22 protein-coding genes are annotated in these 14,716 nt (G+C 70.2%); 13 read left to right on the top strand and 9 right to left on the bottom strand.

Features of this window, described 5'->3' with window-relative positions:
* Together BM339_RS29505 and BM339_RS29500 are read right to left on the bottom strand one after the other, a co-directional pair.
* Positions 1-303: IS5/IS1182 family transposase (locus BM339_RS29505; protein WP_075022974.1), on the bottom strand; the 303-nt coding region annotated here is incomplete at its 3' end.
* A 113-nt stretch (positions 304-416) separates the two neighbouring features.
* Entirely contained in the window at positions 417-965 is a 549-nt protein-coding gene (locus BM339_RS29500; RefSeq protein WP_075022973.1) for a hypothetical protein, read from the bottom strand.
* A gap of 19 nt (positions 966-984) precedes the next feature.
* Between BM339_RS29500 and BM339_RS48965 the strand changes: the two genes are divergently transcribed.
* The 3 genes from BM339_RS48965 to BM339_RS29490 all read left to right on the top strand — a co-directional run bounded on the left by BM339_RS48965 (position 985) and on the right by BM339_RS29490 (position 2,496).
* Positions 985-1,512: a hypothetical protein gene (locus BM339_RS48965; RefSeq protein WP_143118648.1), complete on the top strand. Its 528-nt coding sequence runs from the start codon at positions 985-987 to the stop codon at positions 1,510-1,512.
* A gap of 260 nt (positions 1,513-1,772) precedes the next feature.
* Positions 1,773-2,138 (top strand): hypothetical protein, encoded by a 366-nt coding sequence (locus tag BM339_RS29495; protein ID WP_075022943.1) that lies wholly within the window; start codon positions 1,773-1,775, stop codon positions 2,136-2,138.
* 4 nt (positions 2,139-2,142) lie between these two features.
* Positions 2,143-2,496 (top strand): hypothetical protein, encoded by a 354-nt coding sequence (locus BM339_RS29490; RefSeq protein WP_143118647.1) that lies wholly within the window; start codon positions 2,143-2,145, stop codon positions 2,494-2,496.
* Positions 2,497-2,624: 128 nt separating this feature from the next.
* Here the strand turns inward: BM339_RS29490 and BM339_RS29485 are convergent, their stop codons facing one another.
* A complete protein-coding gene (locus BM339_RS29485) occupies positions 2,625-3,062 on the bottom strand; it encodes a nuclear transport factor 2 family protein (protein WP_075022941.1) in 438 nt (145 codons plus the stop codon).
* 207 nt (positions 3,063-3,269) lie between these two features.
* Here BM339_RS29485 and BM339_RS29480 point away from each other — a divergent pair, with 207 nt between their 5' ends.
* Positions 3,270-3,668: a DUF3592 domain-containing protein gene (locus BM339_RS29480; protein ID WP_024934694.1), complete on the top strand. Its 399-nt coding sequence runs from the start codon at positions 3,270-3,272 to the stop codon at positions 3,666-3,668.
* 22 nt (positions 3,669-3,690) lie between these two features.
* Here the strand turns inward: BM339_RS29480 and BM339_RS29475 are convergent, their stop codons facing one another.
* On the bottom strand, positions 3,691-4,536 hold the full coding sequence (locus BM339_RS29475; RefSeq protein WP_075022940.1) for a helix-turn-helix transcriptional regulator: 846 nt from the start codon (positions 4,534-4,536) through the stop codon (positions 3,691-3,693).
* A gap of 102 nt (positions 4,537-4,638) precedes the next feature.
* On the opposite strand from BM339_RS29475, the gene BM339_RS29470 reads away from it, so the two are divergent.
* The 9 genes from BM339_RS29470 (at position 4,639) to BM339_RS29435 (ending at position 10,936) form a co-directional block, all read left to right on the top strand.
* Positions 4,639-5,586, top strand: coding sequence for an SDR family NAD(P)-dependent oxidoreductase (locus BM339_RS29470; RefSeq protein ID WP_075022939.1), 948 nt, complete (start codon positions 4,639-4,641; stop codon positions 5,584-5,586).
* 18 nt (positions 5,587-5,604) lie between these two features.
* Positions 5,605-6,141 carry a VOC family protein gene (locus BM339_RS29465; protein WP_075022938.1) on the top strand — a complete coding sequence of 179 codons (537 nt, stop codon included), beginning with the start codon at positions 5,605-5,607 and terminating at the stop codon, positions 6,139-6,141.
* Positions 6,134-6,511, top strand: a complete 378-nt coding sequence (locus BM339_RS51800) for a MerR family transcriptional regulator (protein ID WP_256255502.1) — start codon at positions 6,134-6,136, stop codon at positions 6,509-6,511. The genes BM339_RS29465 and BM339_RS51800 overlap by 8 nt, the downstream gene beginning before the upstream one ends.
* Positions 6,512-6,517: 6 nt before the next feature.
* Complete coding sequence (locus BM339_RS51795; RefSeq protein ID WP_256255507.1) at positions 6,518-6,937, top strand: TipAS antibiotic-recognition domain-containing protein; 420 nt, start codon at positions 6,518-6,520, stop codon at positions 6,935-6,937.
* 59 nt (positions 6,938-6,996) lie between these two features.
* The gene (locus tag BM339_RS29455; RefSeq protein WP_075022937.1) at positions 6,997-7,626 is read left to right on the top strand and encodes a GNAT family N-acetyltransferase; all 630 of its coding nucleotides are present in this window, start codon (positions 6,997-6,999) and stop codon (positions 7,624-7,626) included.
* 57 nt (positions 7,627-7,683) lie between these two features.
* A complete protein-coding gene (locus tag BM339_RS29450; protein WP_021594318.1) occupies positions 7,684-8,208 on the top strand; it encodes a hypothetical protein in 525 nt (174 codons plus the stop codon).
* Positions 8,209-8,283: 75 nt separating this feature from the next.
* Positions 8,284-9,129, top strand: coding sequence for a DUF4097 family beta strand repeat-containing protein (locus BM339_RS29445; RefSeq protein ID WP_075022936.1), 846 nt, complete (start codon positions 8,284-8,286; stop codon positions 9,127-9,129).
* A gap of 32 nt (positions 9,130-9,161) precedes the next feature.
* On the top strand, positions 9,162-10,136 hold the full coding sequence (locus tag BM339_RS29440) for a daunorubicin resistance protein DrrA family ABC transporter ATP-binding protein (RefSeq protein ID WP_021594316.1): 975 nt from the start codon (positions 9,162-9,164) through the stop codon (positions 10,134-10,136).
* On the top strand, positions 10,133-10,936 hold the full coding sequence (locus BM339_RS29435) for an ABC transporter permease (protein WP_021594315.1): 804 nt from the start codon (positions 10,133-10,135) through the stop codon (positions 10,934-10,936). Before BM339_RS29440 ends, BM339_RS29435 begins: the two co-directional genes overlap by 4 nt.
* Before the next feature lie 11 nt (positions 10,937-10,947).
* Here the strand turns inward: BM339_RS29435 and BM339_RS29430 are convergent, their stop codons facing one another.
* The 5 genes from BM339_RS29430 to BM339_RS29410 all read right to left on the bottom strand — a co-directional run bounded on the left by BM339_RS29430 (position 10,948) and on the right by BM339_RS29410 (position 14,687).
* Positions 10,948-11,415 (bottom strand): GNAT family N-acetyltransferase, encoded by a 468-nt coding sequence (locus BM339_RS29430; protein ID WP_075022935.1) that lies wholly within the window; start codon positions 11,413-11,415, stop codon positions 10,948-10,950.
* Complete coding sequence (locus BM339_RS29425) at positions 11,412-11,783, bottom strand: MerR family transcriptional regulator (RefSeq protein WP_075022934.1); 372 nt, start codon at positions 11,781-11,783, stop codon at positions 11,412-11,414. The genes BM339_RS29430 and BM339_RS29425 overlap by 4 nt, the downstream gene beginning before the upstream one ends.
* A 19-nt stretch (positions 11,784-11,802) precedes the next feature.
* The gene (locus BM339_RS29420) at positions 11,803-12,807 is read right to left on the bottom strand and encodes an MDR family NADP-dependent oxidoreductase (RefSeq protein WP_075022933.1); all 1,005 of its coding nucleotides are present in this window, start codon (positions 12,805-12,807) and stop codon (positions 11,803-11,805) included.
* Positions 12,808-12,876: 69 nt separating this feature from the next.
* Positions 12,877-13,512, bottom strand: a complete 636-nt coding sequence (locus BM339_RS29415; RefSeq protein WP_075022932.1) for a hypothetical protein — start codon at positions 13,510-13,512, stop codon at positions 12,877-12,879.
* Entirely contained in the window at positions 13,509-14,687 is a 1,179-nt protein-coding gene (locus BM339_RS29410) for a serine hydrolase domain-containing protein (protein ID WP_075022931.1), read from the bottom strand. Before BM339_RS29410 ends, BM339_RS29415 begins: the two co-directional genes overlap by 4 nt.
* Between the last annotated feature and the right edge of the window lie 29 nt (positions 14,688-14,716).

Raw genomic sequence — 14,716 nt, 5'->3', positions numbered from 1 at the left:
CGACCAGTCCAGCTCACCGCGCGCACCCAGCTCGTCCAGCACCAACCGGTGCAGCTTGGCCCACACCCGTGCCGCCGTCCACTCGGTGAAGCGCCGGTGCGCGGTAGGACCCGACGGCCCGAACACCGGCGGCAACTGCTGCCACGTACAACCTGTGGTGGCCACGAAGATGATCGCCGCCAGCACCTCACGATCCCCGTACCGGCGCCGGCCACCGCCCTGCGGCCGCGTCGGAGCGGGCGGCACCACCCGCTGGAACAGCTCCCACAACTCCTCTGGCACCAGCCGCTCGACCATTTCCACGACCGCAGGCTACCGCCACCAAACCAAATGAGATGATGTCTAAGGCGCCATCGCGGCGGGGCGGTCCAGTTGGGCCCGCGCGCTCGACCGGTCCCGGTCCGCGGCAAGGCCGATCAGTCGGATGCTGCGGCTGGAACCAGTGGTTCTAGTTCGTGTCCTTCCGCATGGACGAGTATGAAGTCAGGATCGGTGCGTCGGGCCGCGGACAGCAACCGGGTCATGACGTCGGACGTCAGGTCAAGACCGAGCCTGGAAGCGACTTGTCTTTGACTTTCCACGAGTTCAGGGATGTCCTCAATGAACTCTGCCCGGCATTTCTCGGAGATCGCCTGCATACCGTCCACACCGTCCTGCCAGCCTGAAAGGCAGCTCAGCCACCAGGGGGCGACGACGACAAGGGTCAACAGGTCAGCCAGGTTCTCCGCGACCAGGCTCGTCATTCCGTCGCTCGACAGATAGAGCACGGGCCGTTCTTCGCCGCCCTCACCGCAGAAGAAGTAGCCGTCCCCGCTCGCGGCGCCTGCGATGGCTTCCTTCCGCTGCCCGGATCGCAGCGTCTCGTCCTCGCCGACCCAGTACGGCCGTTCGAGGTCGAAGTCGAACGGGTGAACAAGCAGATCGACTATCTCAGGATCGTCTTTGATGCGCTGAATGAGACTCATCCGCCAGATCCTAGGCTCGATGACCACGGCAAGAACCAGGGCGGTCGTACTGGGGCTCGACCACGGCGGCTCGGACAACCTCACCGTCGCGATCGCATGGCCAGCGCTGGCCGGAGAGTCGTTCCGCCTCATTGAGGCCAAGAACGGCGACGGCGTCACCCCGCTGGTCGAGAGCCGACAACCAGCCCATGGCATCCGCCGCCGCACCGGACGGCCTCCTGGCCTCGACGTCGAGAACTTCATCGGCTCCAAGGCCAGACCGGCCACGGTCACCACCCGCATGGACGCCCCTCGCCCAACTCGGCGGGCCCCGCACCGCGATCGTCGCGGCCGGCCAGGGCAAGCCGGCAGGGAAGACACCGCCGACCATGCGCTCCTCAACCAGGTCAACCGGGCCGTAGCAGCAGGCTGCACCCGATTCATCGGCGCCTCGGCAAACACCGTATTCGCCGACCCATCAGCCCAGGTCAGCACCAGGCAACGAGACATCAACGCAGCGCCGGACACCGTGACCGTCGTCACACACAGTGACTCTGTGCTCTGGTGACACCAACCCGAGCGAAGTGCCCCAAACTGCCGGGTTAACAGGATTCTTGATCAGATTTAACGGTGATTGTCCACAAAGGTCACATCGAACGCCTTGTCGAGCGTCGTCCGGGCTCCGCATGATCACTCTGGTACCTCCGCCTGACGGCTCCCCGCTCCCATAGGGCGACAGCTCCAAAGCTTGGAGGATCATGCGTCCGATCAGCTTTATCCCCCGACCTGTTGCGGCGGCCGGGGCCATTGGCCTGTTCGTGACAGCCGGTGGGGTTCAGTGCCTCGAGGAACCTGGCATCGCTAGGGTTCGAAGGCGAACGGCTCTACTACAGCCCCGCCCATCCCGAAGGCAACCCCGTCCGGAACGGCGACACCTACAACTTCACCGACAAAGGCCCCTTGCCCGCCGGTCCGACCGTCTTTTGGACGCCCAACGGCTACAAGGCCTTCGAGGACACCGTGCAGACCGGCAGCGTGGTGCACCAGGCCACCTGGACCGTCAGCGGCTATCCGGGCCGTTGGTACATCTTCGGCAAGAGTGTCCGCTTCCACCTGACCGCCAGCAGCTACCGCTTCGGAAGCGCCGACGACCTGGGCACCCAACCGTCCGATGCCGCCTACAGGCCCGCCTGATCCCTTGACGGTCATCGAGTCTGGTCGCGATCCTGCGGAGATGAGCCAATCGTCCCCGCTCTACCGCGACTACCATTCCGACCGGAACGGCGCGCGGGATGCAGCCCCGCGCGCCGTCCCGACCGGGAAGCCCACCCCGGGGTACGGCACCGTATTCGTGCAGAGGTACTCCGACGGGACATGGGTTGCTTCCTGGCAGGAGCACTATCCCGCTCCCCGCCGGGACGGCGCGGTGGCCGGCGTCGAGGATTACGAGGGAACCGAGAAAGAAGTTCTGGCCTGGGCTCGCTCACGCCCCGCCGCCCGCTTCCTGATCTTCTCGCCACACGACGATGACTACATCCCACTCACCACATGAGAAGTGACCTGACGGGGGGTGTGTGGCGCATGCGGCCTGATGAAACGCGCGGCGGACACTCTGAACCGGCACCTTCGCTGTCCGTCTGGCAGCACAAGCCCCGGCCACCAACCGGTCGCCGTTGCTGATCAGGGGGTGAAGGCCTGGGCGACGGCGAGGCTGTCTTCGTAGACGTGGTGTCGGGTGACCAGGCCGTTCTCGACCGTGAGGTGCAGGGCGAACCGGGCTCGGTAAGCGCGTCCGGTGGAGCGGGCCGTCTGCCGGATTTCCCCCAGCACCACCGCGTCATTGCCGTCCACGAGAATGCGCTCAGCCCGGGTGTCTGCCTTCTCCGGGACGTGGTGCTCGGCGATTTCCCTGAAGTGGGCGGCGGCATCGGCACGGCTGGACCGGTGCCGGATCCAGGGGGTAGCGGCGCGGCCGTGCTCGGTTTCAGGCCAGTCCAGCTTCCAGTCGCTGTGCTCGGCGTACATCGCAGCGATCCGTTCCGGGTCGCCTTCACCGATCCGGCGCAGCAACTCCTCCACCACTGCTCGCGTGCTCGTAGGCGTGGCAATAGCGGACATGGTCGGCCTCCTCAGATCGACAACCGGGGCGCACGAGCCGACCGTGACAGCGCCACCGGCCGTGCGGCGATTACCTGCCACGTAGCCGCTGACGGCCGGTGGCAACGGGGCCGTGTGACCGAGGACGGCCATTGAAACATGCGGTCGTGCGCGGCCACCGCGCGTCCAAGATGCATGAACAAGTCACGGGGGCAGGCCGTCGGCTGCATGCTCGGTGCCGCCTTCTTCGGTCTCATCTCGCTGGGGTTCTTCATCGCCGAGATCGACCGCATGCGTGCGGGCGAAGAGACGTTCGCGCGGGTCATCGAGGCAGAGGAGGGCTACAAGAGCGGCCACCTGGTGGTGGCGTTCACCACCGTTGACGGCCAGAGCGTCCGGGTCAAGATCGAGCAGAGCGATTGGGGAAAGCTGCCGGACCCCGGAGACAGGGTCAAGGTCCGGTACGTGCGCGGCGACCACAACAATGCCGCGAAAGCCGACCGGAACATCGTCGATCGATTCTGGGTGCCGGTCACGCTCGCCACGTTCGCCCTCACGTTCGCCTATTTCGCTGTCTGCCGCCTGATCGGCCACACCAACAAGGTGATCCGTTTCCTGCTCGGTTAAAGAACCCGGTCGTTGTGTCAGGTCAGGAGACCGTGGATTGGAGGCCCAGGACGGTGGCCAGGGAGAGGCGGTCGGCGTCTTCGGTGCCGGGTTCGGCGGTGTAGACGGTGATGCGCAGGTCGTCGAGGGCGACGAAGAGCGTGTCGCAGTCGAGGGTGATCGGGCCGACCGACGGGTGGTCGATGGTCTTGTGCCGGGACGGGTCGGGCAGGGGCGGCGGGGCCTCGGCGTCCCAGAGTTCGGCGAAGCGGGGGCTGCCGGAGGTCAGGTCGCTGATCAGGCGGCGCAGGGCGCGGTCGGCGGGGTAGCGGGAGGCCGTCATGCGCAGGTCGGCGACGAGCCGGGCCTCGTGCTCGGCCTGCTCCTGCGGGGTGTGGACGACTCTTGAGGGCAGGCGGGCGACGTTGCGCCAGACGGCGTTGCGCTCCAGGCCCCGCCACGCCGTCGTGTCGCCCATGAGCGCGTCGTAGGGCGCGTTGGCCAGCACGAGCGTCCAGCCGGCGTCGTACACGGCCACCGGGGTGTGCGACAGCCGGTCGAGCAGGCGTTGCACGCTGGGCGTGACCCGCGACGGCACGACGTCCGGGCCGGGCGCGGCGTGCCCGGCCAGCCGGTACAGCAGGTCGCGTTCGGTGTCGGGCAGGCGCAGCGCTCGGGCGAGCGACTCCACCACCTGCGCCGACGGCGCGGTCGCGCGCCCCTGTTCCAGGCGGGTCAGGTAGTCGGTCGAGATGCCGGCGAGCGCGGCCAGTTCCTCGCGTCGCAGCCCGCTGGCCCGCCGCCGGCGGCCCACCGGCACGCCGACCGCCTCGGGTGCCAGCCGGTCGCGCCGGCGGCGCACCGTCCGGCCGAACTCCCACGCTTCCACGCGATCCAGTCTGCGCGATCCGCATGGAATTGTCCTGGCCCTGGCAGTCCTACGAAAACCGGACGACTGCCTGCGGCTCGGCCGGGCGCGCAGGCTGGGGCCATGACCGAACCCGGAACCGTTCTGATCACCGGCCCGACCCGCAACCTGGGCCGTCACGCGGCGCTGGCCATGGCCGGACGCCCGCACGGGCGGCGTCCCGACCTGCTCCTGCTCGGCCGCGCCGGGCGGGAGCTGACCGCGGTCGCCGACGAGGCCCGCGCGCGAGGTGCCCGCGTCCGCGAGATCGGCTGCGACCTGTCGCGCGTGGCCGACGTGCGAGCCGCCGCGGCCACGGTGCGCGACCTGCTCTCCACCGGCGCCGTCCGGCCGCTGCGAGCGCTGGTCGCCAACGCGGGCATCATGTCGGCCGACACCAGGCAGGCCTCGCCCGACGGCTACGAGATGACCTTCGCCGTCAACCACCTCGCCCACGCCCAGCTCATCGGCGACCTGCTCGGATCGTTCACCGCCCCGGCGCGGGTCGTGCTGCTCGGCTCGAACACCTATCACGCCAACTTCTGGCGCAAGCTGCTGCACGTGGCCGAGGCCGAGTGGGCCGATCCGGTCGAGCTCGCCCGTCCGGCCAAGGGAGAGCAGGTGCCGGGCATGACCGCCTCCGGCGTCGCGTACTCCAACGCCAAGCTCGCGATCCTGTACTACGCCCATGAGTTGCAGCGCCATGTAGGCGACGGGATCAACGTGTCGGTGTTCGAACCGGGCTGGATGCCCGGCACCGCGCTGAGCCGTGGTGCCCCCAAGGGGGTCCAGGCGATGGGCCGTGCTCTGGGCCGCGTGCCCGGTGTGTCGACGCCGCGACGCTCGGGGCCGCTGCTGGCGGCGATGGCCCTCGATGAGAAGTGGGCACACGTGCGCGACGGCGCGTTCGTGGTGAAGACCAAGGTGACCGACGTGCAGCCGGTCGCCCACGACCGCGCCCGGGAGCGGCGCCTGTGGGAGGCGACCGCCGAACTGCTCGAGCGCGCACGGCTTGACCCTCACGTTGCGTGAGGCTCGAAGGTGGGGTGCATGAGCGACCACTACAGCGCGTTCGAGATCAGCCCCGTACCCGCTCCCGGCCCGGACGCGGTCCCGCCGGAGCCGTACCGCGGCATCTATGGAATGCCCGCGTTCGTGACGATCCCGACGAACGACCTGGCGGCGTCGGTGGACTTCTGGATCCGCGGGCTCGGGTTCTTCGAACTGTTCGGCATCCCCGGCAGGCTCGTGCATCTGCGCCGGTGGGCGTTCCAGGACGTACTCCTCGTCCAGGCGGAGAGCGTCCTGGACGAGCCACCGGCGATGAGCGTCAGTTTCGCGTGCGTGCTCAGCCAGGTCGATTCCCTCGCCGAGGACTGCCGTGCGATGCGCCCGGACTCGGTCGAAGGACCCCGCGACACCCCCTGGAACACTCGGGACGTGGAGGTGATCACCCCGGAGAACGCGCGGGTCGTCCTCACCGCGGCCAAGCCCTTCGATCCGGAAAGTCAGGAGGCGCGGGACCTTGAAGCCGTTGGGATCACCCCACCGGGTTTCGGCCGGGACGACAATGAGGAGCATGCCTGATGCCACCGACGCCGATGGCCTGACCGTCGGTCAGGTGTCGACGCGTCTGGGTGTGACGGTCCGTGCGCTGCACCACTGGGACGAGGTCGGCCTGGCGCGCCCGACGCTGCGCACGGCCGCCGGCTACCGGCTCTACACCGCCGGTGATCTGGAACGCCTGCACCGCATCGTCGTCTACCGTGAGCTCGGTCTGGGCCTGGACAGGATCCGGGAGCTCCTGGACGACGCGACCGCGGACGTGCCCGGCGCGTTGCGGGCGCAGCGCGCCCAGATAGCCGAACGGATCGACCGCCTCCGGCGGCTCGGCGCCGGGCTGGACCGGATGATCGACGCCCACGAGCGCGGCCTGCTGCTGACCGCCGAGCAGTAGGCCGCGATCTTCGGCCCCGAGTGGAACCCGGACGGGGTCGCCGAGGCCCGCCGACGCTACGGACACACGCCGCAGTGGCAGCAGTTCGCCGAACGCGCGGCGTCCCGCGGTCCGGAGGAGTGGCAGGCCGTCGCCGACGCCGTTGCCGACCTCGACCGCGCCCTCGGTGACGCGATGGACGCCGGCGTCGCACCCGGCAGCCCGGAAGCGAACGAACTCGTCGAGCGGCACCGCGAGGTCTTCTCCTCGTACTTTCCGCTCACCAGGCAGATGCAGGTCTGCCTGGGGCGCATGTTCGAGGCCGACCCGGGATTCGCCGCGCACTACGACGGCATCCGCGCCGGCCTCGCCCCATGGTTCCGCCGGATCATCGACGCCGGCGCCCGCGCCCACGGCATCGACCCTGACACCGCCACCTGGCAGTAGAGCACGGCGTCACCGCGAAGCCCGCGCACAGCCGTCGCAGCGACTGAGAAGGTGTCGGAGTGCTCACGCTTGGGGAGATCGCTGAGGCTCCGGAGGTTCTGACGTATCGGCTGAGCCTGCGTGACGGTCCCGAGGTCGTGCTTCGGCCGCTCGTCCACGCCGACGCGGAGGAACTCGCCGGATTCCTCCGGGGGCTTTCGGGCGAGTCGCGGCGGTTCAGCACGTTCGACGGGTACGACCTTGCGGCGGCCCGGGAGCTGTGCGACGCGATCGCGCGCTACGACAAGCTCCGGCTGGTGCTCGAAGACGCGGCTTCCAGGACGATCGTCGGCCTCTTCGAGCTCAGCCTCGCCCTCGTTGACGAGGACGTGGCGCGTTACCGTGCCGCAGGCGTCCAGCTCACCGAGACGTCCGACTGCCGCTTCGGGCCCACCTTGGCCGACGCGTTCCAGGGCCGCCAGTTGGGGACGCTGGCCTTCCCCTTCCTCACGGACGTCGTCCGGAAGCTCGGCCGGACGAGGATCATCCTGTGGGGCGGCGTCCTCGCCGACAACGCCCGTGCCATCCGCTTCTACGAGAAGAACGGCTTCCGGCACATCGGCCCGTTCACCGGCCCGGACGGACTCCGGTCGCTCGACATGATGCTCGACCTGGAATCACGTCCCGGCCAGCCGGTGACGCCACCTTAAAGCGGAGTGACGTCACTTTGACTTGACTTGACGTCATGATGGCGTCATAGTGAGGGCATGGATCTGATGCCCTACGTGGAGAACCTCCGCCGTGAGCTGGCCGTCGCCGCGGAGGCGGGCGGGCCGGACGCTCGCGAGCTGGCCGAACGCCTCAGCGGTGCTCTCGCGTCGGCCGCCAGGCTGGCGCTGCTGGAGGCGCTGTCGGCCGCGGCGGACGAGATCACCGGTGATCTCGCTCCGGGCTCGGTCGAGGTGCGGCTGCGCGGCGGTGACCCGGCGTTCGTCGTGACGCCGCCGCAGCCGGCGCCGCCCTCGCCCGGCGGGGCGGAACCCGCGCGGGAACCCGTCCGGGAGCCCGTGCCGCCGTCCGTGGAAGAGGGCGGCACCGCGCGGATGACCCTGCGGCTGCCCGAGCACCTCAAGGTGCGCGTGGAGGAGGCGGCAGGCAGGGACGGGATCTCCGTCAACGCCTGGCTCGTCCGCGCGATCTCGGCCGCGTTCGAGTCCGGCGCCGGGAGCCGTCCCGCCGACCGGCCGCAGCAGTCCCACAGCGGGCGCAGCTACACCGGCTGGGTGCGCTAGCCCGGCCCGGCCCCACCGCTCATCGCCCGGCCCGAGGCCGGGATTCACCACCGGACCCATGAGGAGGGCTCCGCCATGCCTGCTTTCGACACCCCCGAACCGATCACCGCCGACATCCAGGTCTACACCGGCCAGGTCCGCATCCATGCCGGCGACCGTTCCGAAACCGAGGTGGAGGTGCGCCCGAGCGACCCGGACGACCAGGCGAGCGTGCAGGCCGCCGAGCGGACGGTCGTCGAGTTCTCCGGCGGACGGCTGCTGGTCAAGGGCCCGAAGCCCAAAGGGCTGGCCTACCTGCGCTCCTGGCGCGGCTCCATCGAGGTGACCGTCGCCCTGCCGGCCGGGTCCCGTGTCGAGGCCGAGGTCGCCGCGGATCTGATCGCGACCGGTCCGCTCGGCGAGACCGTCCTGCACAGCGCGAACGGCGACCTGCGCCTGGAGGAGACCGGTCCCCTGGAGGCCAGGGCGTCCAACGGCGACATCTCCGTCGACCGGGTGACCGGCCCGGCGGAGGCGAGCACCTCCACCGGGACGATCCGGATCGGGACCATCGACGGTCCCGGCACGGTGAAGACCTCCACCGGCTCCATCGGCATCGGCGAGGCGACCGGTGACCTGGACCTGAAGACCGGCACCGGTCACATCGACATCGACCGCGTGCCGGCCGTCGTCACCGCGAAGTCCGCGCACGGCCGGATCCGGATCGGCGCGGCGGTGAGCGGCACCGTTCACCTGGAGAACGGCTACGGCAAGGTCGCCGTCGGCATCGCCGAGGGCACGGCCGCCTGGCTGGACCTGCACTCCAAGAACGGCGTGGTGCGCAACAGCCTGACGCCCTCTGAAGGCCCCGAGGACGCCGGCAAGGTTTTGGAGCTGCACGCGCACACCAACTGGGGCGACATCGACGTCCACCGGTCCTGACCTTTTCGACGACACCGGCAAGGAGCCCCCTCATGAGCGACGCGATCACCGCCGAAGGGCTGGTCAAGAGATACGGCGAGGTGACGGCCCTGGACGAGTTGACCTTCTCCGTCCCCGAGGGCACGGTGCTCGCCCTGCTGGGCCCGAACGGCGCGGGCAAGACGACCACGGTGCGAGTCCTGACCACGCTGCTGCGCCCCGATGGCGGCCGGGCCACGGTCGCCGGACACGACGTCGTCCGGGACGCCGCCCGGCTGCGCGCGCACATCGGCCTGTCCGGCCAGTACGCCGCCGTCGACGAGCACCTCACCGGCGCCGAGAACCTGGAGATGATCGGACGCCTGTACCACCTGGGCGCGAAGCGCAGCCGCGCGCGCGCCCGCGAGCTGCTGGAGCGCTTCGACCTCGTCGACGCCGCGGACCGTCCGGTCAAGGGCTACTCCGGTGGCATGCGCCGCCGGATCGATCTGGCCGGCGCGCTGGTCGCCGACCCGCCGGTGCTGTTCCTGGACGAACCCAGCACGGGCCTCGACCCCCGCGCCCGCGCCGCGCTGTGGGACACCATCTCCGACTTCGTCGCCCGTGGCGGCACGGTGCTGCTGACCACCCAGTACATGGAAGAGGCCGACCGGCTCGCCGACCGGATCCTGGTGGTCGACCACGGCCGCGCCATCGCCCGCGGCACCGCCGACGAGCTCAAGGACCAGGTCGGCGGCAACCGCATCGAGCTGGCCGTGAGCGACCCCGACGAGCTGGAGACCGCCCGGCAGGCCCTCGCCTGGGTCGCCGTCGGCGCCATGCGGACCGTCCCGGAGTCGCTGCGGATCACGGTGCCGGTCACCGGCGGGCCGGAGGCGCTCCGCGAGGTCCTCGGCCGGCTCGCCCGCGAGGGCGTCCGGGTGCGGGACGCCGGGCTGCGGCGCCCCACCCTCGACGACGTCTACCTCACCCTGACCGGGCGCCGGGCGTCCGGCACCGAACCGCAGGCCGAGGAGGCCGCCCGATGAACGCGCTCACCATGCCCATGGCCGACGGCTGGACGATCGCCAGGCGCAACACCCTGAAGATCAGGCGGTCGCCGGACATGCTCGGCGCCGTCGTCATGCTCCCGATCGTGCTCGTGCTGCTGTTCGCCTACGTCTTCGGGAGCGTCATCGACGTCCCCGGGATGTCGTACAAGGAGTTCCTGCTTCCCGGCATCTTCGTCCAGGCCGTGATCACGGGCGCGCAGGTCACCGGCTACACGCTCACCCTGGACCTGCAGAAGGGCATCTTCGACCGGTTCCGCTCGCTGCCCATGGCGCCGTCCGCGGTGCTGATCGGCCAGACCATCAGCGACCTGCTGATGAATCTCGCCGGCCTGGTCGTCATGGGGACGATGGGGCTGATCGTCGGCTGGCGGGTGCACACCTCGCCCTACAAGGCGGTCCTCGGATTCGGGTTGCTGCTGCTGTTCGCCTACGCGTTCTCGTGGGTCACCGCGGCCGTCGCGCTGGCACTGCGCACTCCCGAGAGCTTCAACAACATCGCGACCATGGTCTCGTTTCCGCTGGTGTTCATCTCCAACGCCTTCCTCGACAGCTCCGAACTGCCCGCGCCGCTCCGCGTCTTCGCCGAATGGAACCCCGTCTCCGCCTTCACCCAGGCGGCACGCGAACTCTTCGGCAACACCAGCCCCGCGCTGAAGACCTCGGACGCCTGGCCCGTCCAGCACGCCGTCCCGGTGTCACTGCTCTGGATCGCCGTCATCCTCGTCGTGTTCGTCCCCCTGGCCACCCGCCTCTACAAGAAGGCGGTCAGCACCTGACCGGCGGAGCGTCAGCCGCCGCCGGGCCTGTGCGGGGTGGAGCGCATCCTGATCTTGATGTCGCCGTCGCCGTGCCGGGCCACCTCGCGCAGGCCGAGGCGCCGGTAGAGGGCGAGGGCGCGGTGATTGACGGTCAGGACGTCCAGGACCAGGGCCTTGCCCTGCCGGCCGGCCTGGTCGAGCAGGGCGGTGATGAGCTCGGTGCCGATCCCGCGGCCCTGGTGGCCGGGGAGGAGCTCGATCCGGCCGAGGTAGATCTCGGTGGGACGGTGGTCGACGGCGAGCATCCCGACGTCGGCGCCGTCCGCGGTGATGATCTGCCAGTGGCCGGGGTCGAACGAGCGCGAGTGAAAGCCGCGCTGGACCTCCTCGTCCCAGCCCCAGACCGCGGTGACGTAGGCGCCCATGGCGGCCTTGTGCAGCTCGAAGCAGAACTCGTCGTCGGCGGGCGTGGCCGGCCGCAAGCCGATGCCGGTCATCGGTCGGCCGGGGCGCCGGTTTGGGCGGCCAGCCGGTCGCGAAGATCGGTCAGGCGGGCGATCTCGGCGTCGAGGACGGCGAGGCGGCGGCGGGCGATGCCGCTCGGGGCGCATGCGGGGCTGTCGTAGGGCGGCAGCGCGTCGCCGTCGAGGAGGTGGAGCCGGTCGGCGCAGGCGCGGAGGTCCTCGATCGTCAGGCCCAGGGACAGCATCCGGCGGATCGTCAGCACGCGGGCCACGTCCGCGGCGGCGTAGCGGCGCTGGCCGCTCGGCGTCCGGGACGGCGGCGGCAGCAGGCCGCGCTGCTCGTAGAGGCGCAGGGCCCGCGGGGTCGTCCCGGCCGCCGCCGCGGCGTCGCTGATCCGCATCGGGTCTCCTCTCGGAGGTCTAGAGCTCGATGATGACCGCCCCGAGGTACCGGCCGCCGATCAAATCGTGCAACGCCCGCGGTGCCTGACCGATGCCCCGGATGCGTACGTGCGGGAAAGTGATGCCCCCTGCGCGCAGCCAGGCGCCGAACCGTTCGGCCCACTCCCCGGTGCCGTCCGGACCGCCGAAGCCGCGCATCGCGATGCGTTTGGCGACCAGCTGGAAGGTGTCGATCTCGACGGGGGCCGTGGTGCCGGAGCGGTCCGGCGCCAGCTGCCCGGCGAGCGTCCCGACCAGGACGAAGCGCGCGTCGTGGCGAGCGGCGGCGATCGCGGCGCGGAGCTGCTCGCCGCCGACGTTGTCCACCACCACGTCGATGCCGTCGGGGGCGGCCTTCGCGAGCTGCTCGGCGAAGGGTTCCGTGCCTCGGATCAGGGCCGCGTCGTAACCCAGCTCCGAGACGAGGCGTCCTGCCTTCTCCCGGGAACCGGTGCTGCCGATCACCCGGCCCGCGCCCAGCAGGCGGGCGATCTGGCCCGCCAGGGAACCGACCCCGCCCGCACCGCCGGACACGAACACGGTGTCGCCCGGACGGACCGGCGCGTCCCGCGTCAGGGCCGCGTAGGCGATGGCCGCCTGGCCGAGATGGGCGGCCGGATCGGGCAGCGTGTCGTCCAGCGGCGAGCACTGATCGGCCGGCATGACGGCGTGCTCGCGCCAGCCGAGCCAGTGCCGGACGAGGTCGCCGGGCCGCGGCCCGGCGTCCGGCGGCGCCGACACGACCTCGCCGATCGCGGCCCCGAACAGCGGATCGCCGGGCCGCAGCGGCGGGAACGGGGTGCCCTCGACGCCGCCGCCGATCAGGGTGCGCACCGCCGGGAAGACCTGGAAGAAGCGGTTGCGCACCAGCACGTCGCCCTCGTCCGGCACCGGTACGGGCACCTCCACGACGGCGAAGTGCTCTGGCCTCGGCAGCCCGTCCGGCAGGGCGGCGAGCTTGACGATGCGCGAGGTCGACGGCATGGGACGCTCCTGAGACGTCAAGTCGGGAAGGGCGTCGCGACGCTAACCCCTGACCTCCACCATCGAGCGTTAGCTCTTGACCTGTGAGGTGAGGTCGGGTGCGGCTGGGGAGGGGGCCTTGCCTCTGCGGCGCAGGCCCGCGTAGAGGAAGGTCGCCGCGTTCGCCGCGAAGAGCGCCGCTGACAGCAGGACGCTCAGGAGGGTGTCGCTCTCGCCGGGGCGGTCGGGGAGGCGCGGGTCGAGCAGGCCGAGCGGGTCCTTTCGCAGGGTGATCTTCTGGAGCGGCTTGATCTGGCCGAAGCAGTTCTCCTGCTGGGAGATCTTGTGGACGGTGTGATCGCCCGTGGTCTCCACGACGGTGCAGAACCAGTCGGCCCCGCGCCGGGCGTCCCGGTTCTCGACCTTGGTGACGACGGCGGGGGCCGACTCGCCCAGCGTCTCCATGTAGACGATGTAGAGCGCCGGCCCGGCGAAGATCGGCAGGGCGAACCCGGTGACAGCGACCAGGACCGCCGCACCGGGCCGCTGCCACGACGAGCCGACGACGGCGATCGCGACGAATGCCGTCACCACGGCGATGATGACGCCCACCACGATGAGGCCGTACGGGTATTGGGCCACCCAACCCCCGAAAGCGAGCAGCGGCGGGACGAGCAGCGCCCATTTGAGGGAGTCGGCGAGGGGCGGTCCAGTGCGGGGAGTCACTGTTGGAGGATAAGGTCCCTGGCCAGTTCGGCGATGGGTTGGCTGGACCGGTCCCCGGAGTTGCCGAGGACGACGACGACCCATCCGCTCGCGGGGAAGAAGTCGAGGTTGGCGGACGTCCCGAGGGTGCTGCCACCGCCGTGCCCGTGCACCCACTGGTCGCCTGCCAGTTCCGTGAGCGAACCGTATCCGGCGAACGCCGTGCCGAGTCGTTCTTCCGATGGCTCGTCGTCGGGTCTGGGGATCTTCGCCCCCAGCATGAGGCTGGTGTAGACGGGACCCAGCAGGTCGTCGTTCATGAGGATCTGCGCGAACCGGTCCATGTCCGCGCACGTGGCGAAGGAACCGCCGGGCGGCAGCGCGATGTAGGCGTGCTCTTCGAGGCCGTCGGTCCATTCCGACGACCCGGGCTTCTTGTAGTACGGGTGGGCGAGCGTGGGGTCGGCCCGCCATTGAGGTTTGGTGAAGAAGCCGCTGTCGCCCATGCCGGCGTCCCGGAAGAGATGCTTCATGTACGTGTAGTAGGACTGTTTCGAAAGGGCGGCCACGATCGCCCCGAGCAGGCAGTACGCGGAGTTGCTGTACTGGTTTCCGGCCCCGGGAGGGAAAGCCAGATCGACTTTCCGGATGAAGTCCACCGTGCCGTTGAGTACCTCGTCCGGGCTGTTCCATTTCTCGGACGCCTCGCTGTACCCGGGCATGCCGTGGAAGTCGCCGAGGCCGGAGGAGTGGGTGAGCATGTGGTGGACGGTCACCTTGTCCGCGATGTGCGCCGGGAAGCCGTCCAGGTGGGCGCCGAGCTTGTCGGTGTAGTTCAGCTTCCCCTTCCGGACGAGCTGGTGGACGGCGACGGCGGTGAACATCTTGGTGATCGACGCGAGCGCGAACCGGGTCCGCGGCCCGTTTCGCACTCCCTTCTTCCTGTCGGCCATCCCGTGCGAGCGGCTCAGCACGGGCCGCTTCCGGTAGGTCAGGAGGACGGAGCCCGAGAACCGGTCCCCGGCCGCGAGGTCGGCGATGAGCTGGTCCAGCTCGCCTCCAGGTTTCAGGCCGGGAGGAATCCGGCCGGACGCGGCGGCAGCGGGCGCCGCTCCGAGGGACGTCAGGGCGGCGCCGCCGGAAGCGGCGGCGCCGCCGAGCACCTTGAGTGCGGTTCGCCGTGATGTGGGAGTCATGCGCCGATACAACGGCGTCGCCTGTTTCC

Source organism: Actinomadura madurae (assembly GCF_900115095.1).
Lineage (GTDB): Bacteria > Actinomycetota > Actinomycetes > Streptosporangiales > Streptosporangiaceae > Spirillospora > Spirillospora madurae.
Note: the sequence above shows the minus strand (reverse complement) of the source record. Positions and strands in the feature narration are given on the sequence as shown.